The 19,114-nt window shown below is 66.5% G+C and carries 17 protein-coding genes and 1 pseudogene; 12 read left to right on the top strand and 6 right to left on the bottom strand.

All coding sequences use genetic code 11. The features are described from left to right. Window positions 1-40 precede the first annotated feature (40 nt). Complete coding sequence (locus ACNQS7_RS03720) at window positions 41-904, bottom strand: mycofactocin-coupled SDR family oxidoreductase (RefSeq protein ID WP_418011480.1); 864 nt, start codon at window positions 902-904, stop codon at window positions 41-43. A gap of 228 nt (window positions 905-1,132) precedes the next feature. Here ACNQS7_RS03720 and ACNQS7_RS03715 point away from each other — a divergent pair, with 228 nt between their 5' ends. The 6 genes from ACNQS7_RS03715 (at window position 1,133) to ACNQS7_RS03690 (ending at window position 8,165) form a co-directional block, all read left to right on the top strand. Then, window positions 1,133-2,353: a CaiB/BaiF CoA transferase family protein gene (locus ACNQS7_RS03715; protein ID WP_418011479.1), complete on the top strand. Its 1,221-nt coding sequence runs from the start codon at window positions 1,133-1,135 to the stop codon at window positions 2,351-2,353. 134 nt (window positions 2,354-2,487) lie between these two features. Beyond that, window positions 2,488-3,726, top strand: a complete 1,239-nt coding sequence (locus tag ACNQS7_RS03710; RefSeq protein WP_418011478.1) for an amino acid deaminase/aldolase — start codon at window positions 2,488-2,490, stop codon at window positions 3,724-3,726. Between the two features lie 19 nt (window positions 3,727-3,745). Continuing rightward, window positions 3,746-4,951: a M28 family metallopeptidase gene (locus ACNQS7_RS03705; protein WP_418011477.1), complete on the top strand. Its 1,206-nt coding sequence runs from the start codon at window positions 3,746-3,748 to the stop codon at window positions 4,949-4,951. Window positions 4,952-4,953: 2 nt separating this feature from the next. Then, window positions 4,954-6,231, top strand: a complete 1,278-nt coding sequence (locus tag ACNQS7_RS03700) for a D-arabinono-1,4-lactone oxidase (protein WP_418015867.1) — start codon at window positions 4,954-4,956, stop codon at window positions 6,229-6,231. A 111-nt stretch (window positions 6,232-6,342) separates the two neighbouring features. Next, complete coding sequence (locus tag ACNQS7_RS03695; RefSeq protein WP_418011476.1) at window positions 6,343-7,707, top strand: wax ester/triacylglycerol synthase domain-containing protein; 1,365 nt, start codon at window positions 6,343-6,345, stop codon at window positions 7,705-7,707. A gap of 167 nt (window positions 7,708-7,874) precedes the next feature. Continuing rightward, entirely contained in the window at window positions 7,875-8,165 is a 291-nt protein-coding gene (locus ACNQS7_RS03690) for an ANTAR domain-containing protein (protein ID WP_418011475.1), read from the top strand. 65 nt (window positions 8,166-8,230) lie between these two features. Here ACNQS7_RS03690 and ACNQS7_RS03685 read toward each other — a convergent pair whose 3' ends face one another. After that, window positions 8,231-8,977: an IclR family transcriptional regulator gene (locus tag ACNQS7_RS03685; RefSeq protein WP_418011474.1), complete on the bottom strand. Its 747-nt coding sequence runs from the start codon at window positions 8,975-8,977 to the stop codon at window positions 8,231-8,233. Window positions 8,978-9,043: 66 nt separating this feature from the next. On the opposite strand from ACNQS7_RS03685, the gene ACNQS7_RS03680 reads away from it, so the two are divergent. From ACNQS7_RS03680 to ACNQS7_RS03670, 3 genes are all read left to right on the top strand, one after another. Continuing rightward, window positions 9,044-10,384 (top strand): FAD-binding oxidoreductase, encoded by a 1,341-nt coding sequence (locus ACNQS7_RS03680; RefSeq protein ID WP_418011473.1) that lies wholly within the window; start codon window positions 9,044-9,046, stop codon window positions 10,382-10,384. After that, window positions 10,384-11,196, top strand: a complete 813-nt coding sequence (locus tag ACNQS7_RS03675; RefSeq protein ID WP_418011472.1) for a DAPG hydrolase family protein — start codon at window positions 10,384-10,386, stop codon at window positions 11,194-11,196. The genes ACNQS7_RS03680 and ACNQS7_RS03675 overlap by 1 nt, the downstream gene beginning before the upstream one ends. Before the next feature lie 161 nt (window positions 11,197-11,357). Then, on the top strand, window positions 11,358-12,572 hold the full coding sequence (locus ACNQS7_RS03670; RefSeq protein ID WP_418011471.1) for a cytochrome P450: 1,215 nt from the start codon (window positions 11,358-11,360) through the stop codon (window positions 12,570-12,572). A 30-nt stretch (window positions 12,573-12,602) separates the two neighbouring features. Here the strand turns inward: ACNQS7_RS03670 and ACNQS7_RS03665 are convergent, their stop codons facing one another. Together ACNQS7_RS03665 and ACNQS7_RS03660 are read right to left on the bottom strand one after the other, a co-directional pair. Beyond that, a complete protein-coding gene (locus ACNQS7_RS03665) occupies window positions 12,603-13,049 on the bottom strand; it encodes a DUF6941 family protein (protein WP_055579993.1) in 447 nt (148 codons plus the stop codon). A 409-nt stretch (window positions 13,050-13,458) separates the two neighbouring features. After that, a pseudogene (locus ACNQS7_RS03660) lies at window positions 13,459-15,070 on the bottom strand (DUF4407 domain-containing protein); the annotation flags it as partial. 203 nt (window positions 15,071-15,273) lie between these two features. Between ACNQS7_RS03660 and ACNQS7_RS03655 the strand changes: the two are divergent. Beyond that, window positions 15,274-15,834: a hypothetical protein gene (locus ACNQS7_RS03655; protein WP_055579991.1), complete on the top strand. Its 561-nt coding sequence runs from the start codon at window positions 15,274-15,276 to the stop codon at window positions 15,832-15,834. Between the two features lie 124 nt (window positions 15,835-15,958). Beyond that, complete coding sequence (locus tag ACNQS7_RS03650; RefSeq protein WP_418011470.1) at window positions 15,959-16,375, top strand: hypothetical protein; 417 nt, start codon at window positions 15,959-15,961, stop codon at window positions 16,373-16,375. 7 nt (window positions 16,376-16,382) lie between these two features. Here ACNQS7_RS03650 and ACNQS7_RS03645 read toward each other — a convergent pair whose 3' ends face one another. Next, entirely contained in the window at window positions 16,383-17,939 is a 1,557-nt protein-coding gene (locus tag ACNQS7_RS03645; RefSeq protein ID WP_418015866.1) for a molybdopterin-dependent oxidoreductase, read from the bottom strand. A 369-nt stretch (window positions 17,940-18,308) separates the two neighbouring features. Between ACNQS7_RS03645 and ACNQS7_RS03640 the strand changes: the two genes are divergently transcribed. After that, entirely contained in the window at window positions 18,309-18,737 is a 429-nt protein-coding gene (locus tag ACNQS7_RS03640) for an SRPBCC family protein (protein WP_082658799.1), read from the top strand. A 2-nt stretch (window positions 18,738-18,739) separates the two neighbouring features. On the opposite strand, the gene ACNQS7_RS03635 is transcribed toward ACNQS7_RS03640, so the two are convergent. Further along, window positions 18,740-19,015 carry a LapA family protein gene (locus ACNQS7_RS03635; protein WP_418011469.1) on the bottom strand — a complete coding sequence of 92 codons (276 nt, stop codon included), beginning with the start codon at window positions 19,013-19,015 and terminating at the stop codon, window positions 18,740-18,742. Window positions 19,016-19,114: the final 99 nt, after the last annotated feature.

Here is a 19,114-nt window from a genome sequence, read left to right as displayed (position 1 = left end):
CGCTCGTTCACCTGACCTCCAATTCCGTTGCAAGACAGGGTTACGAGCCCGACCAGGGTTTGACCTTGAGAAATCCGCCGGCGTCGACCCGCAGTTGCTGACCGGTGATGTAGCGCGCCGCGTCGGAGGCCAGGAACAGCACGGCTTCGCTGATGTCTTCCGGTTCCACGTAGGGCACCGGCATCGCCTGCACCAACGGGAAGATCGGTTCGGCGTCCTCCCGGGTCGGGTTGGCCAGGTCGGGACGGAACGCCCGGTACATCGGCGCGCTGTGCAGCATGTCGGTGTTCACATTGGTCGGGTGCACCGCGTTCATCCTGATGGAGAACGGCGCCAGGGCCCGCGCGAAATCGTTCACATAGTGTGCCGCAGCGATTTTCGCGAAGGCATAACCGGCTCCGCCGGGGCCGCCGTCGATTCCGGTGGTGTTCATCGATGACATGAACGCGGCGTTGGAGCCTATAACGATGATGGACGCGCCGGAGTGCAGATGTCTGAGGCTGCTGTGTACCAGGTTCAGCACGCCGCCCAGGTCGACGTCTACGGCGTCGGCGAAGGCCTGCGGCGGCAGTCCCGCGGTCAGTGGACAGATGCCGGCATTGGCGACCACGATGTCGAGGTGGCCCAACTCGGCCACCCCGTCGTCGATCGCGGCCGCCAGCGCGGCACGGTCGCGGACGTCGGCGATCGCGGAATAGACCCGTTGGCCCTCCTTCTCGACCAGGCGCCCGGTTTCCTCGAGGTCCTCCGGCCGGGCCAGCGGGTACTCGTTGGTCTCGATGTCATCGCACAGGTCGATCGCGATGATGTCGGCGCCCTCGGCCGCCAGCATCCGGGCATGGGATCGGCCCTGACCCCGTGCCGCGCCGCTGACGACGGCCACCTTCCCGGTTACTCGGCCCACGTCCCGCCCCCTACCCAGATACCTGTTCGCACGACCGGCGCTGTGGCCCAACGTCCTTCGTCATGAGGAGGGTCCGGGCATCTGACCAGCGGCCGGCGTCCATCACATCTCTTCCACAAGCAGCCGTGCTCGAACGGGCATGGCTGCGGTCGGGCTACCAATATGCCTTACAGTAGCTAGAATATCTAAAATAGCAAGGAATGAAACGGACAACCGAGGAGGTTGACGATGGCGGGCATGCTCAGCGGCGTGCGGGTGGTCGAGCTGGCGTCCTGGACGTACGTTCCGTCCGCCGGAGTCGCACTGGCGGACTGGGGTGCCGATGTCGTCAAGGTGGAAGGCGTCAGCTCCGGTGATCCCGGACGGGCGCTGGTCGTCGGCGGTTTCACCCGCCAGGCCGCGCGCGCCGACGTCGATTTCATCCTGGAGCTGAGCAACCGGGGCAAGCGCAGCATCGCCATCGACATCAAGACCGAGACCGGCCGGGAGTTGTTCGGACGCCTGCTGGCCTCCGCGGATGTGTTCTTGACCAACTGGCTGCCGGGTGCCCTCGAACGGGCGGGGCTGACCGTCGAGGACATCCGCTCGTTCAATCCCCGGATCATCATCGCCCGGGGCACCGGCCTGGGAGTGCGTGGCCCGGACCGCGACAGCGGCGGCTTCGACGCGGCGACCTATCTGGCCCGGGGCGGGGTGGCGTACACACTGACCCCCTTCGGCACCGAGAACCCGGCAGTGCAGGGACCGGCCTTCGGCGACCTGCAGGGCGGGGCGACGTTGGCCGGCGGGGTGTGTGCCGCCCTGTTCCACCGCGAGCGAACCGGCGAGCCGAGCATCGTGGACTCGTCGCTGCTGGCGCAGGCCATGTGGGCCATCGCACCCTCGATCTCGGTCGCGGATCTCTTCGATATCGACGGAATACCCGGTGCGCCACCGGGATTGGCCATCAACCCGCTGGTGGCCCGGTACAAGACCAAAGACCACCGATGGATTCAACTCGTCTTTCTGCAACCCGACAAATTCTGGGCCGGGTTCTGCCGCCGCATGGGGCTGGCCGAGCTGGCCAACGACGAGCGATTCGTGCCGTCGGCCAACCTGATCGCCAACGCCGCCGAGGCCACCGCGATTTTCGCCAACGCGTTCGCGTCACACGACCTCGCGCACTGGCGACAGGTCCTGGATGACGAGCCGGGAGTGTGGGGCGCGCTGGCGACACCGCGCGAGACGCTAAACGACCCACAGGTGGAACCCAACGGCTACGTGATCGCCAACGTCGACGACCAAGGCGAGACGTACCGGATCGTCGCAGCGCCAGTGCAATTCAACGAGACGCCACCGGGTCCGAGCCGTGCGCCGGAACACGGCCAGCACACCGAGGAAATCCTGCTTGAACTTGATGTGGACTGGGACCAGATCGCGCAGGCCAAGGACGTCAAGGCTATCCTCTGACCGCGCGCGGCCGGCACTACCGATAGGGCATTCTGCACAATCTCCGATGTCACGGACGGCAAACTGCACAGACTGCGGACTCGGTTTCCACGAGGTTGCCTCAATTGGGCGAATGTTCAGTAAGGTGTGACGGCGTGAATGCCGCCCACCAGCCACCTCAACAAGGGCAGGTCAGGCTCGATACCCGGGGCCGACTGCAGCGCTACGAAGAGGCATTCGCCGACCTCGACGCGCCGTTTGCATTCATCGATCTCGACGCGATGTGGAGCAATGCCGCCCGGCTGCTCGCCCGGGCCGGCGGCAAGCCGATCCGCGTAGCGTCAAAGTCATTGCGCTGCAGACCGATACAGCGCCAGATCCTCGACTCCAATGAGCGCTTCGAGGGCCTGATGACCTTCACCCTGCGGGAAACCCTCTGGCTGGCCGGCCACGGCTTCCGCAATCTTCTGCTCGCCTATCCGAGCACCGACCGTGCGTCGCTGCGCGAGCTGGGCGAGATCACCGCCGCGGATCCCGACGGTGCGCCGATCGTCATGGTCGACAGCGTCGAGCATCTCGACCTGATCGAGAGTGCGACAGATCAGCCCGTGCGGCTGTGCCTGGATCTCGACGCCGGATACTGGCCGGCCGGCGGGCGCGTCAAGATCGGCCCCAAGCGCTCCCCGCTGCACACCCCCGAGCAGGCGCGTGCCCTCGCGGAGGAGATCGCGCGCCGGCCGGCGCTCAAACTGGTCGCGTTGATGTCCTATGAAGGTCACATCGCCGGATTCGGCGACCACGTGTCCGGCAAGCCTGTGCAGAACGCGCTCGTCGGGCTCATGCAGCGGCGGTCGATCGCGGAACTGCGAGAGCGCCGTGCCCGCGCGGTGGAGCTGGTCCGGCAGGTGGCCGACCTGGAGATCGTCAACGCCGGCGGTACCGGCGACCTGCAGCTGGTGGCGCGGGAGCCGGCAATGACGGAGGCAACCGCCGGTTCGGGCTTCTACGCGCCGACACTGTTCGATTCCTATTCGTCGTTCACGTTGCAGCCCGCGGCGATCTTCGCGCTGCCGGTGTCTCGTCGCCCCGACGACCACACGGTCACCGCGCTGGGCGGCGGCTATCTGGCCAGCGGCGTCGGCGCCAAAGACCGGATGCCCACTCCCTACCTGCCGGAAGGCCTCGCGCTCAATTCGATGGAGGGCACCGGTGAGGTGCAGACGCCGCTGAGCGGCGACGCGGCTCGTTCCCTGCGGATCGGCGACAAGGTCTACTTCCGCCACACCAAGGCGGGCGAACTGTGCGAGCGGTTCGACCGCCTGCATCTGGTTCGCGGCGCTGCCGTGGTCGACACTGTCCCGACCTACCGGGGTGAGGGGTGCACGTTCCTCTGATGCACGAACAGGAGTTGCGATGACCGCGATCAGCGCGGGCCCGACCGAGATCGACACGTTGCGCGAAGTCGTCGAGACGCTGGCGCCCATCGAGCGGGGCGCCGGCAGCCCGGGCGAACACCAGGCGGCCCGCTGGATCGTCGAGCGGTTGCGCGCCGCCGGGGCTCGTCAGGCGCGGATCGAAGAAGAGCAGTTCTACGACGGTTACCCGCGGCTGCACGCCAAGTTGTCCGCCGTCGGGGTCGCTGCGGCCGCAGCCGGACTGGTCAGCCGTCGGTTGCGCACGCCGGCGGCGCTGGCCGGGGTGGGCGCCGGACTGGCCATCGCCGACGACTGCTCCAACGGCGCACGGGTGGTGCGCAAGACCCTGCACAAATCGCGGACCACCTGGAACGTGGTGGCCGAAGCCGGTGACCCGGAGGGCGAGCACACTCTGGTGGTGTGCGCGCACCATGACGCCGCGCACAGCGGCAAGTTCTTCGACTCCAAGCTGCAGGAGTACGCGGTCGCGTGGTTCCCGGGCATCGTCGAGCGGGTGGACACCTCGCTGCCGAACTGGTGGCCGACGATCTTCGCCCCCGCACTGGCCGGCGTCGGGGCGCTGCGCGGGAGCCGCGCCATGATGCTGGCCGGGGCCGCGGTCAGCGCCATCGGGGTGGCCGCGTTCACCGACATCGCCCGCAGCCCGATCGTCCCAGGGGCCAACGACAACCTTTCGGCCGTCGCGCTGCTGGTCGCCCTGGCCGAGCGGCTGCGTGACCGGCCGGTGCCGGGCGTGCGGGTGTTGCTGGTATCCCTGGGCGCCGAGGAACAATTGCAGGGCGGTATCTATGGTTTCCTGGCTCGGCACAAGCCGGAGCTCGACCGCGAGCGCACCTACTTCCTGAACTTCGACACCGTCGGCTCGCCCGAGCTCATCATGCTCGAGGGCGAGGGCACCACCGTCATGGAGGACTACTTCTACCGGCCATTCCGCGACCTGGTGGTGCGCGCGGCCGAACGCGCGGGGGCGCCGCTGCGGCGCGGGATGCGGTCCCGCAACAGCACCGACGCCGTGCTGATGAGCCGCGCGGGCTATCCCACCGCGTGTTTCTCCTCGATCGACCGTCACAAGGCGTTGTCCAACTATCACCAAATGTCCGATACGCCAGAGAATCTGGTGTATGAGACCGTGATTCACGCCGTCACGGTCGCCGAATCGGTAGCACGGGAGCTGGTGCGATGAATATGTGGAAGAACTGGGCCGGTGACCAAATCTGCGCGCCGGCTCTGATCGAGCGGCCCGCCTCGGAGGCGGAACTCTCGGACATCGTGGTACGCGCGGCCGGCCGGGGCCAACGAGTCCGCGCAGTGGGCAGCGGCCACTCGTTCACCGACTGCGCCTGCACGGACGGCGTCATGGTCGACATGACCGGCCTGCAGCGGGTGATCAACGTCGACAAGGCGAACGGGCTGGCGACGGTCCAGGGCGGCGCCAAGCTGCATCCGCTCTTCGCCGAACTGGCAGCCCACGGGTTCGGGATCGAAAACCAGGGCGACATCGACAAGCAGTCGATCACCGGAGCCACCGCCACCGCGACGCACGGCACCGGCGCCAAGTTCAAAAACGTTTCGGCACAGATTGTTTCGGCCCGAATCGTCACCGCCACCGGCGAGGTGCTGGACGTGTCCGAAGGCGACGACTATCTGGCCGCGCGGGTGTCGCTCGGGGCGCTCGGCGTCATATCGGAGGTCACCCTCAAGGTGGTGCCGCTGTTCACGCTGCACCGCGAGGACGAGTTGCGCCCGCTGAGCACGACGCTGGAGCGGCTCGACGCCGACGTCGACGGCAACGACCACTTCGAGTTCTTCGTCTTTCCCTACGGTGAGACAGCGCTGACCCGCACCACGCGGCGCAGCAACGAACCACCGCGGCCGGGGCCGGCGTGGAAGAAGAGGCTCGGCGAAGGCCTCGAGAACGCCGGCCTCAACGTGATCTGCCGCACCGGGCGCCAATTCCCCAGCGCCGCACCGCGCCTCAACCGGCTGATGACGAGCCTGATGTCGCCGTCGAGTGTCCAGGACCACGGGTGGAAGGTCTACGCGAGCGCCCGCAACGTCAAATTCACCGAGATGGAATACGCGATTCCCCGCGAGCACGCGCAGGAAGCGGTGCGGCGGGTCATCGACCTCGTGCGCCGGCGCAACCTGCCGATCATGTACCCCCTCGAAGTGCGATTCAGCGCTCCCGACGACGCTTTCCTGTCGACCGCGCACGGCCGGGAAACCTGTTACATCGCGGTGCACCAGTTCAGCGGCATGGAGTTCGAAACGTATTTTCGCGCCGTGGAGGAGATCATGGACTCCTACGAAGGCCGACCGCACTGGGGAAAGCGGCACTACCAGAGTGCCGCAACCTTGCGTGATCGGTACCCGGACTGGGATAGGTTCATCGCCGTGCGCGACCGCCTCGACCCCAACCGCGTCTTCCGCAACGACTACACCCGGCGAGTGCTCGGAAACTGAGTCGGCGGGCATTGACGAACGGCCCCATCTGTGGGGACCAAAGTCATTGGCTACCAATATGGTGCTGACGCCGGACGCTGCTGGTCGTAGGTTTACGACCGGGAGCCGAACATGACTGAATTCTTGCGTAACAGCGACGCCTTCACCTGGGCGATGGAAAGCGATCCACGGCTGCGGTCGACGGTGGTGAGCGTGGTGCTGTTGGACCGGACGCCGGACTGGGGCGAAGTGCGTGAGCGTTTCGACCTGATCAGCCGAAAACTGCCGATGTTCCGGCAGCGGGTGGTGGAATCCCCGCCGCCGGCGCCGCCCCGGTGGGAGTACGACCCGGACTTCGATCTCGACTACCACATGCGGCGCACGGCGGTCTCCGGATCCGGCACGCTCGACGACGTGCTCGAGATGGCGCGCCTGGCCGAGATGCAGGACTTCGACCGGGCCCGGGCGCTGTGGGAGACGACATTGGTCGAGGGTTTGGCCGACGGCGGTGCGGCGGTGATCTGCAAGTTCCACCACGCCCTGACCGACGGGGTGGGCGGTGTGCAGATCGCGATGAACCTGTTCGACCTCTCCGCGGAGCTCTACCCGCACGAACCGCTGCCGGATGAGCCGCGGGTCTCGGCGTCCACCTGGTTGGACGGGTACCGGGACACCCTGCGCTACAACACTTCTCTGCTCGGGCAGGTACTGGTGGGTACCGTCAGAAGGGCACCTCGCCTGGTGTATGAGGGTGTCCGGCGGCCTGTGAGGACGGCGCGGTCGGCGGCGGCCAACGCCGCGTCCGTCTACCGCACGGTGCGCCCGCTGAGCCGCACCGGTTCGCCGTTGACCACCGAGCGCAGTCTGATCCGGCGTCTCAGCGTCCACGAGGTGTCGCGGCCGCAACTGCGGGAGGCGGCACACCGTTGCGATGGCGCGCTGAACGACGCGTTCGTCGCCGGAGTGGCGGGCGGGTTGCGTCGCTACCACGAGAAGCACGGTGTCGCGGTGGGTGACCTGCATCTGACGATGCCGATCAGCCTGCGGACCAAGAGCGACGACATGGGCGGCAACAAGATCACTCTGATGCGGTTCGATGTGCCGGTCGGCGAGCCCGATCCGGCGCGCCGGATCAAGTTGATCCACGAACGCGTCGGCGCGGTGCGCAACGAAAAGTCGCTGCCGCACACCCAGTTCATCGCCGGCGTGCTGAACTTGATGCCGCGCTGGTACATCGGCTCGGTGCTGCGCCATGTGGACTTTCTGACCAGCGATGTGCCCGGCATTCCCGTGCCGGTGTTCCTGGGTGGTGCCGCGGTACGCGGTCAGTACGCATTCGGCCCGACGATCGGCTCGTCCGTCAACGTCACCCTGCTGTCCTACGTGGACACCTGCGCACTGGGCATCAACGTCGACACGGCGGCGATTCCCGACTACGACGTGTTCCACGAAGCGCTGGTCGCCGGATTCGACGAAGTGCTGGCGCTGGCCGACTGATCGGTATCAGCACCCTTACAGCTGCATATCGAAACGGGTTGTGCTCTGGCGCAATCGCTCAGAGCCGCAAATCATGGCACGGTGCGCCGATTTTGGCGCGCCTCCGGCGAGATGTCTTCACCCGCAAGAGTTTCGCCGGTGGATGTATCGGTAGGAGGTAGAAAGGTATGACGGCAAGCTGGGCTCCTACCCAGATTCCCTCCGATTCGAACTCGGGTCGCCTGCTGGACACCGCCCGCGGCATTCTGATCGGCGTGCGCCGGTGCCGGTCGGGCACGGCCTTCGACGAGTTGCACAGCGCCGCGCAACGTCACCGCGTCCCGGTTTACGAGATGGCCTGGGCGCTGGTGCACCTGGCCGGCGAGGGGGAGGAGACCCCCAGTTTCATCGAAGCGCAGTCAGCGGCGCGGCATGAATGGGGCGACCTGTTCGCCGGTGCCGCCGTGTGCTCCTGCTGAAACTGAATCCCTTGACACCCAAGTCCGCGGTAAAGGGAAGTACCGCGGCTACTTCGGGGTTCAGGTCAGCGCGTCCACGCCGTAGATTCGGCAGCCGCGCGCAGTGCGGCGACGATCTGGTCCTGCTTTTCCGCGAAACGCTCGGTCGGAGTGGGCACCGAGATGGCAATCACGTTGTCTCCCACCGATCGCCGCGCGATAGCGGCCGCGGAGATGCCGGAGGTGTGCTCATCACGGTCGAAAGCGATTCCAGTGGAACGGATTTCGGCGATCTCGGACCGCAGCGCGGTGGCCGCCTCCTGCGGCATCCGGGCTAACGCCGCCTCCGCGTCGGCGTCGTCGAGTGCCGCAAGTGCCGCTTTTCCGTTGGCGGTGCCGGCCAGCGGGAAGCGGACCCCGACCGCCGAAACCGCCCGTAGCCGATGCGACGATTCGATCTGGTCGACGAACCACATTCGCTGCCCTCGCAGCACGGAAAGGTCCACGGTTTCACCGTCGGTGGCCGTGGCCACCCGCTCGATGGTCGGCCGGAAGATCGCGGCGATGTGCGCGCCGGTGGCGCTGCCGAAGCCGAGTAACCGATCCCCCAGGGAGAAGCGGCCGTTCGAGTCGACGCTGACCAGACCGACCTCGACCAGACCGACCAGCAGCCGCCGGACGGTCGACTTGGCCAGTCCCAGGCGCTCACCGAGATCGACCAGCCGCAGATGTCCGGGCTCGGCGGCTATTTCGTCCAGGGCGGCAGCGGCACGGCGCAGCACCTGAATTCCCTCGTCACGATTGGTCGTCGAAGTCCGTTCCGTTTGCCCCACACTTCCACTATAGTGTGCCGCATAGCGGACTGTGAAGAACCGAAATAGGGATCAAAGGAGTTCCAGATGAGCGCGCTACCTGCCGGGCGACACTACTTCCGGGGCGATGACGGCTACGAGCCCGCCCGGCGCGACAGCGTCTGGCACCAGCGGGTGCCCGACCGCTATCCCGACGTGATCGTGCAGGCCGCCGACACCGACGACATCAAAGCCGCGCTCGCCTATGCCAAGGCCCACGGACACAAGGTCAGCATCAAGTCCGGCGGGCACAGCTTCGCGGCCAGCCACCTACGCGATGGCGCGCTATTGCTGGACGTCAGCCGCCTCGACCACGCCTCGATCGATGCCGACAACATGACCGCCGTCGCCGGGCCCGGCAAGGGCGGCAGCTTGCTGATGGCCGACCTGCAGGCACAGAACCTGTTCTTCCCCGGCGGCCACTGCAAGGGTGTCTGCCTGGGCGGATACCTCCTGCAGGGCGGGTACGGCTGGAACAGCCGGGTCTACGGGCCGGCCTGCGAGAGTGTCACCGCACTCGATGTGATCACCGCCGACGGTGAGCAGATCCATTGCGACGCAGAGAACCATCCCGAACTGTACTGGGCCGCACGCGGTGCCGGTCCGGGCTTCTTCGGCGTCGTCACCTCCTTCTACCTGAAGGTGTATCCGCGCCCGGCGGTCTGTGGCACCAGCGTGTATGTCTATCCGCTCGATCTCGCCGACGAGGTGTACACCTGGGCGCGCAACGTCAGCGCCGACGTGGACCGTCGCGTCGAGATGCAGATCATCGCGACGGCCAGCGTTCCCGAGATGGGCCTCGACATTCCGGCCATCGTCATGGCATCACCGGCGTTCGCCGACTCCGAGGAGGAGGCCAAAAAGGCCCTGGCGGTTTTCGACACGTGTCCGGTCGTCGACCGGGCGCTCGTCAAGAATCCTTACATGCCAACGGATCTTCCTACCTGGTACGACGTCGTGATGACGCACTACCTGGAGGACCACCGTTACACGGCGGACAACATGTGGACGTCGGCGTCCGCCGAGGAGCTGCTGCCCGGCATCCGCAATATCGTCGATACGCTGCCACCGTCCCCGTCGCACTTCCTGTGGCTGAACTGGGGGCCCTCGCCGGCCCGCCAGGACATGGCCTACAGCGTCGAGGACGAGATCTACCTCGCGCTCTACGGCTCCTGGAAGGACCCCGCCGACGACTCGAAATACGCCGATTGGGCTCAATCCAACATGGCCGCGATGTCACACCTGGCAACCGGAATTCAGCTGGCCGACGAGAATCTGGGACAGCGCCCTGCCCGTTTCGCCACCGATGAAGCCATGGCCAGGCTGGACAAAGCTCGCGCGGCCTACGACCCCGATGGCTTGTTCAACAGCTGGATGGGACGACTCTGATGACCGGTGACCTCTACCTCGGCTACCGGGGCGACGACGCGGACACTCCGTTCGGCAAGTTCTTCAAGCCCGAAATGGCCCCGCTGCCAGCGCATGTCGTGGAAGCGTTGCAACACGGGCCGCAAGGCGGCATGGCGCTGCTGGCGCGCGACGACGCCGCCAGCGTGGCCGACGACGGCTATCAGCAGACCGAGAACGGTTACGGAGTCCTCGAAGACGGCAGCTATCAGGTGTCGGTGCGCACTGACATGCCCGGTGTCACGCCGGCGATGTGGTCATGGTGGTTCGGTTGGCACGGATGCGACAGTCGCCGTTACAAGTTGTGGCACCCCAGAGCGCATTTGTCGGCCGCGTGGAAGGACGGCGACCAGGACGAAGGCCGCCGGGGCGCCCAGCGCTACGTCGGGCGCTGGTCACTGATCAACGAATACATCGGCTCGACAATGCTCAGCGGCGCAATACAATTCGTCGAGCCAGCGGCGATGGGCCTGCCTGCCGACAGCGACGATGCGGTAGCCGTCTGTGCGCGATTGGGTTCCGCGGACGCGCCGGTGGATGTCGGCTGGTTCATTCACCACATCCGCACGACGCGGGACGGATCGGAGATGCGGTCCCGGTTCTGGATGGGTGGGCCGCACATCGCGGTGCGCAACGCTCCCGGTGTGGCGTCGAAGGCGGTGCGACCCATCGCCTCCCGCATACTCGGCAACGCCGAAACCAGCGGGCGCAACCTGTTGGTGCATTGCGCCCAGGAGATGAACCATCTGGCCGGTTTTCTGCCCGAGCTCTACGAGAGCTTCGGCAACGAATAACTGATTTTCTCACGCGTGAGACGGATACAGCCATCCCTCTCACCGAATCAGCAGGTAACGGCGCCCCGGTGAGACGACTCGCGCGGCGCCCGCACAGCAACGGATTTCGACTTCACCCGGTGCCATTGACCTGCGGGTATCGACTCAGCACGCTGGACACCATGATCGCCGTCCAAGACTCCGTCGACCTGTTCGATGCCGGGTCGATCCAGGATCCCTACCCGCTCTACGAGCGCATGCGCAGCGCGGGACCGGTCCATCGGGTTGCCGACTCGGCCTTTTACGTGGTGTGCGGGTGGGATGCCGTCAACGAGGCCATCACCCGGACCCAGGATTTCTCCTCGAATCTGACCGCCACCATGACGTACACGCCCGAGGGCAGCGTTCAGGCGTTCAAAATGGATGCCCTCGGCGGGCCCACGCAGGTGCTGGCGACCGCCGACGACCCGGTCCATGCGGTGCATCGCAAGTTGCTGGTCCGGCACCTGGCCGCCAAGCGCATCCGGGGCACCGAGCAGTTCACCGCGGCCGCCGCGGATCGGCTGTGGCGCCAGGGCCTGCGGGACGGCCGAATCGAATGGATGGAAGCCATGGCCAACCGACTGCCGATGATGGTGGTGGCCGAGCTCATCGGCGTTCCCGACGCGGACATCGCCCAGCTGGTGCAGTGGGGTTACGCCGCCACTCAGCTGCTCGAAGGACTGGTGAGTCGCGAGCAGCTCGATGCGGCCGGCGTCGCGCTGCTGGAACTCAACGGCTACATCACCGACTGTTTTCGCCGGGCGGTGGCCGAGCCGCAGGCGAACCTGCTCGGTGAGCTTTCGGCGGCCTGCACCTCGGGGGAGATCGACACGATCGCGGCACAGGTCATGATGGTGACCCTGTTCGCCGCGGGCGGGGAGTCCACCGCGTCGCTGCTGGGCAGCGCAGCCTGGATCCTGGCGACCCGACCCGACGTCCAACGGCGGTTGCGCGAAAACCCGGCTCTGCTCGCCCCTTTCATCGAAGAGACGCTGCGCTACGAACCGCCGTTCCGCGGCCATTACCGGCATGTGCGCAGCGACACCAGCCTGGCCGGGGTAGATCTTCCTGCCGATTCACACCTGCTGCTGATGTGGGGCGCCGCCAACCGCGATCCCGCGCACTTCGAAGACCCCGCACATTTCCGGCTCGACCGCTCGGGGGCGAGGGGACACCTCAGCTTCGGCAGGGGAGTGCACTTTTGCGTCGGCGCCGCACTCGCACGCCTGGAAGCTCAGCTCGCGCTGCGGTTATTGCTGGACCGCACCACGTGGATCGAGGCGGCCGACGTTGGGCCGTGGTTGCCCAGCTTGCTGGTACGACGCCGGGAGCACCTGGAATTAGTGATCAAATAGCTTGAGGCGCAGGCGATTACGCCTGCAGGATCAGGCCGGCGTCGGCGCTATGCCCCCCGGGGACACGATGAAAGCCTCGACGGCGGTGGCCTGCTCGAAGCCGTCGACCTCGACCCGCCATTCATAGATGCCCGGTTCCAAGGGGATTCCGCCCGGAATGTTGAGGGTCAGCGGCATCCGGACCGCGGTGCCGTGAATCGCACCTGGCAGGCGGCCCGCCTCGGCGGCTGCCTCGAACAGGATGCGCTGCGGCCCCTGCGGCCCCTGCACCACCACCGGTTGGCCGTCAGTGTCCAGCAACTGGCAGGTGAGCTTGTGCTGTTTGTTCGTCTCGTCCCAGTCGATGTCCAGAAACATCACCAATGCGAATGGGGGCGTGGGTGTTTGACACTGACGCCAGCCCAGCCCGAGGGTGTGGACCTTGCCCGATTGAACATCGGCCTGCGCCGCGTCCGCCAGAAAGAGGCTGACTTTCATGCGAGTTGCTGCCTTACGATTGCCGCCGTCACGAGATCCATAGATCCACGTCCTGTTCCCAATCCGTATGCAATTACCCGTCGCTGCCGACCCCGAAAGATACTACGCCGCGACCGACTCGCGCCGTTTGCCGCTATGCCGCCCTATGGGGCCGGCGGCAGTTGGCGCGGCCCCTCGGGCCCACGCAGCTCGCGCGGCCCCTGACGCTCGACCAGTTCCCGCGGGGCATCTGCGCCCGACGCCCCGACCGCTAACCTGGCCAGGTCTGCCGGCGCCTGACTCAACTCACTCAGCGCCGGTTCTGCAACGCCGCCCAGCTGGCCATAGTCGCGGTAGTTGGGCTGAGCCGCCTGGCCGCGCGACGAATCGATCCGCTGGACGCCCGGGCCGGTGGCAGCCGAGTCCTGGGCCTGCAGCGGGGGCTGCGGCTGCGGCGGTTGCTGCCGGCCGGCCCCCTCGGAGGTCTCGGTGTTCATCGTCACTTTGCGGGTCCGCTTGAGCGAGAAGGCAATCTCTTCGACCTCCTCGAACACCTGCCGGGCGGACCGCAGCGGCTGCGTCGTGTTGTCGATGACCCGCGCCACGAACGGGGGCACCAGCGGGCGGATCCACCGGGCCGCCGCCTTGGTGGCGTCCGGGATCGACGGAATCAGCGGGGCGCGGTGCTCGTCGCTGACCTCGGCGGCCGGTTCCTCGTAGTGCTCGACGGCAGCCACCACGGGTTCGGCGGGCGCCGGCAGGTTCTCGGTGACAGGTGGCCGCAGGTCCCGTTCCGCGGCGGGCAACTCGGCCACCGCCCGGCTTGCGGCCTCAGCTTCGGCTGCGATCGGCAGGTACATGTCTTCCTCCACTGGCTCGAAGGTACGTTCCGACCACGCGTGCACCGGGGCGTCGAGCGCCTCGACGACTCGGCGGCGGTGGTGTTCCCGATCGATCTCGGCCTGTGCCTCGATGGCAAGGCGCGTCTGGGTGAGTTGATGCTCGGCCCACATGATTTCGGCCGCTCGGCGGACCTCCGCCCGCTTGATCGCGATCGCGGTGTCGGCCTCGAGCTCGGCGCGTTCCTGTTCTGCACGCGCGGTGGCGTGGCGATCGTGAGTGGTCTCGCCCCGCCACATCCGCAGGATCAGCGGCAGCAGATACAACAACGTGAAGAACGCGATCGTCAGAATGCGCAGCACCAGGGCACCGGCGCCGGCCAGGGTCAGGTCGTTCATCGCGACCCACCGCGCACCCAGGCCACGGCCGCCGTCAGCCAGCACGGCCTGTCGCGCTTCGGCCAGTGCCTGTTCGTCGCGGGAAACGGTGGCGTCCAGTGCGGGTGCCTGCCGGTCGCGAGCGGCCAGCGCGGCGTCCAGCTCGCGCTGTGCGTCGCCGAGAAGCTCGTTCGCCGTCCGGCTCTCGGGACCGCGGCCCGGAACGCCGGTGATCCGGGTTTGCGGGCAGGCCGGCGTCGGGTTGTATTCGCAGCGGGCGATCACCAGGGCGTTGTCCAGTTGCCCGCGGGCCTGGTCGACGGCGCCGTCCAGCGCGCTGCGGGCCGCACGCGCCTGTTGCACGGATGCCGAGGCCTGCGCCACCGGCGGTGCCGAATCCGCCGTACGCAACGCCCGCTCATCGAGGCGGCGGTCGACGGAACCGGAGAAGAGCACGAGTGCGGCGAGCTCGCCGACGACCACTCCGAGGGCGACCGCGACGGCGGCCCGCCCCGCGATACCGGACCGGCCGCGGGCCGGAACACCGGCGATGGCGCGGGTGACCGCCCCGACCAGCAGGCCGAACACGAGGGTCGCCGTCACCACCGCCCACACCGGGGCCGAGGCGACCGCCGGTCTGACGGCCAGGGCAGCGACCAGCCAGGCCAGCAGGGTGCCCAGCACCACAACCGCTCCGGCGACGGCGTGCGTGGAGCGCTCGTGCCGTTCCGCGAGTTCGCGTGCGTGTCCGCCACCGAGCCAGGTCAGCAGCGCCTCGATCCGCGTGACGGCCGAGCGCTGCTCCGAGATTTCGTGCGCGCGCATAGGATCCAAACACCTCCAGTTACGTCAAGCGTGGCAGGCCGCCGGCCGACACACCGAATCGAAGCGCCCGCTTGTGGCGTTCTTCACAGCCGGCTCTGCGGTGACGCAGATCACAACAGCTATGCCCGAGCCAGGCCGAATTTTCAGCGACTCGATCGGATCAGCGGCCCATCGGGCGGGTGGCATGAGACGGTATAAATCTTATGGAGAACCACGACTTCCTCAGCTACGAAGAGTTCGGCCGCAAATTTTTCGAGGTTGCCGTAACGCCGGACCGGGTCGCCGCCGCCCTGAGTGACATCGCCGGCAGTGAGTTTGCCATGGAGCCGATCGCCCAGGGTCCCGGCGGAATCGCCAAGGTCAGCGCGAACGTCAAGATCCAGGAGCCGCGGGTCACGCGCAAGCTCGGTGACCTCATCACCTTTGTCATTCACATCCCCCTGTCCATCGACCTGCTGCTGGATCTGCGGCTGGATAAGCAGCGATTCAAGGTGACCGGCGACATCGCGCTGCGCGCCACGGCCCGGGCGGCCGAGCCGCTGCTGCTCATCGTGGACGTCTCCAAGCCGCGGCCGTCGGACATCACGGTCAATGTCTCGTCCAAGTCGATCCGCGGCGAAGTGCTGCGCATCCTCGCCGGGGTCGACGGGGAGATCCGGCGATTCATCGCTCAGTATGTCCGCGAGGAGATCGACTCGCCGCAGTCCCAGTCGGCTCAGGTCATCGACGTCGCGACGCAGGTGGCCGCCGCCTGGGGCAGTTAACCGCGCCCCGAAAATCGCCCGCGTCCAGGCAGTTCAAAAGTGACCTGAGCCACAACCGGTGCGCTACCCTACGGCGGTGCAACCGCCGTCGGGAGCGGTTGGCGTATCCAGCCAGGAGGACTTGATGGGAAAGCGGTGGTGGATCGCGGCCGTGGCGATTGCGGCGACGGTGCTGTCGGGTTGCTCATCGGGCAAGACGACGGTGGTGCACTCCTCGGGCGCCGGCAGCTCCGCTAAGTCGACGTCGCCGGCGGCGTCGTCGTCGAGCGAAGCCACCACCACCGCGTCGGCGCCGGTCAGCACCCTGGACTCCAGCCAGTGCGTTGACGTCACCGGGGCCAACCTGGATCTGCTGACCGCGTCGGACAAGGACGCCGCCCGCAAAGCAGCCGACACCCTCGAGCGCTACAACCCGCCGTCCTCGGTCAAATCCGCGATCGAACACTTCGTGAGCACCGGCGGCGCCCACTTCGACGACCCGGATTACACCAAGAACAATCAGATCGTGAAGTCGTGGGTCGACCAGGTGTGCCCGACCTGATAGGTCGCTACAGCGTCTGGTGCCGGCCGAAGAACTTGTGATCTTCGCTGTAGCCCCCGTAGCCACTGCCGATTTCGGAGTAGTGCGCGACGAACTCGATACCCTTGATCCATTTGACCTGCTTGAATCCGTGTTGCAACTCGTTGCGCAGCCGCAGCGGTCTGCCGTGCAGATAGGGGAGCGGCTCGCCATTCATGTCGTAGGCGAGCATGCTCATGTGGTGCGTCATCTGCTCGATCGGATGCGCGTTGTAATAGATGCCTCCGGTCGCGCCAAGGCCCATCGAATAGAAGACGACCCACTTTGCTTCCGGCAGCGGCCTGACGATCTCCATGATGGTCCGCATCGACACACCACCCCATTTGGCCACCCCTGACCAGGCCTGAATGCAGAAGTGTTGGGTGATCTGGTCGTGGTACGGCAGTGCGCGCAGGTCCTCGAGGGAAAACGCCGTCGGGTTCTCGACCAGCCCGTAGACCCGTAGCCGCCAGTCGGCGAAGTCGTTCTTCTCCAGCTCCTTGTATTCGACGGTCTCCGGCAACCGGCCGTTGCGCCAGTGGTACGGCGAAATATCTTTTTCGGTGAAAGCCCCGGGCTTGGGATTCAGGCGTTCCAGCGCCCGCTGGAAAGGACCGACCAGCGCATATCCCACCCGCTGCACCACGCGCGGGTGGCGAATGGTGAACGGAGTGGCGGCGACCCATCCGATCGCCACGATCACCATCGCGACGCAGAAGACAGCAAAGCCGGCCCATCCGGTGTCGTCACGCGCCGCGAACATGTGGTTGAGGTTGCGCAGGGCCTCGGTGGCGAAAACCATCGTGACATGGGTGAGGACGAAGAACAGGAAGTACACCAGCACCAGGAAGTGCAGCGAACGGGCGTGCTGGATGCTCAATCGCTTGCTGAGCCAGTGCACCCGCTGGGACAGCGCCGGCGACATGCCGAGTCCGGTGATCACCGCGGCCGGGGCCGCGACGAACACGGTCGTGAAGTAGGCCAGCAACTGCAGCCCGTTGTATGCGACCCAGCCGTTGTCGGTGGGCCAGTGCAGTGACGCGTACTGAACTGCCACCGACGCGGCGTTGGGGAACACATCCCAGCTCGTCGGAACCAGGTGCCGCCACTGCCCCGTGGCAAACAGCAGTACGTAGAAGACCGCGCCATTGACCAACCACAACACGTCGACACCGAGGTGCCACCAGCGCGCCAGCCCGATCGAGTGGCGGAATCCCGGCAGCCCGAATTGCGTTGGGAGAGCCACGGTGTCGGCGTTGGCGGTCCATAACGGGTCGTCCGGGACGGGCGGTCCCACACGTAGCCACTCGTCTTTGCCGGGCGTGGCGTTGCGGCTGAAGTAAAGCCGTGGGTGATCGCACAGAATCTGGATTCCGGAACGGACGATGAACGTCATCATGAAAAGATTGAAGAAGTGGGTCCAGCCGATCCACGCGGGCCGTCCCACCACGCCGGAACGTTCGTCGGTGCCGGGATAGCGCTCGATGAACGACTGCACCGCCGGCATGTTGTGCAGTCCCTTGCCGATCGCGACGCCGGCCAGCATCAGCACGAATCCGATAGGGATCAGCCAGAGCAGGTTGAACCACTTGTCGCGACCGACACGCAGGCGCGGGGCGGTGGCCCGCCGGGTGAGGTCGAACCCGCCGCCGTACGACTCGACGTCGACGACGTCCTCGGCGGCATGCACCTCGCTCGCGTAGTCCACACCCAACTGTCCGTCCGAACCTGCCGTACGGGAGCCCGCCCCCACGTCGATGGATCTACTCACGATGAGCAAATTTACACTATGCAGACTGTATAAATTAGAAACAATGACAAACTGATGTGTTCGCGGATGTCGGGGTTGTTTACCCGCCTATGACACCCGGGTATGTAACCGCACTGACCCCGAGGTGCAGAGGAGCGGATTCCGTTGGCGAAGGTAGAGGTTTCGACCACATCAGAGGTGGAGCCGGAAGCCGCGTGGAAGCTCGCGTCGGATCTGGGGCGGTTCGACGAGTGGATGACCATTTTCGGAGGCTGGCGCAGCGAGGTGCCGTCCACGATCGAAGAAGGCACCTGCGTCGCGTCCCTGATCAAAGTGAAGGGATTCCGCAACGTCATCTACTGGGAAGTCACCCATTACGACGAGCCCAACGCGATTGAACTGCAGGGCCGCGGCCGCGGCGGTGTCCGCATCACGGTGGCGATGGCCGTAGCGCCCAAAGACCCCGGCTCGGACTTCCGACTCACCGCTGACCTATCCGGCGGAGTGCTCGGCGGACCGGTGGGACGCCTGGTGGCCCGTGTGCTGCGCTCCGATGTGAAGAAATCGGTGCAGAACCTGGCCGAGCTCCGCTGAGCTCAACTGCGCGAATTACGCAGCAACGCTTCGCGTTCCGCTTCCCTGACCCGCCTGCGCTCCATGCTGAGCCAGCACAGTCCGGCACCGAACACCAGCATCCCGCCGCTGGCCACCGACACGCCCACACCGGCCTGCCCAAAGGCGAACGCCGCCACCGACACAACGAAGGCGAGCAGGGCTCCCGCCATCACCATCATGACCGGCCCGCGTTCCGCGGCATCTTCGAATTCCCCTGGTTCACGCTCCGCGCGGGCCAGGTGCGCGATCTCGGCCATCAGCGTCTCCCTCTACAGTCGATCGCAGTCGGCCGTCCCGAACGGCCATTTCGAGCCCCTCAAGGCCTACCCGAAATGCCATATGAACAAACGGGGTTC

This window comes from Mycobacterium sp. 23, from assembly GCF_048287075.1.
Taxonomy (GTDB): domain Bacteria; phylum Actinomycetota; class Actinomycetes; order Mycobacteriales; family Mycobacteriaceae; genus Mycobacterium; species Mycobacterium gordonae_B.
This window is presented reverse-complemented; position numbering and strand designations above follow the sequence as displayed.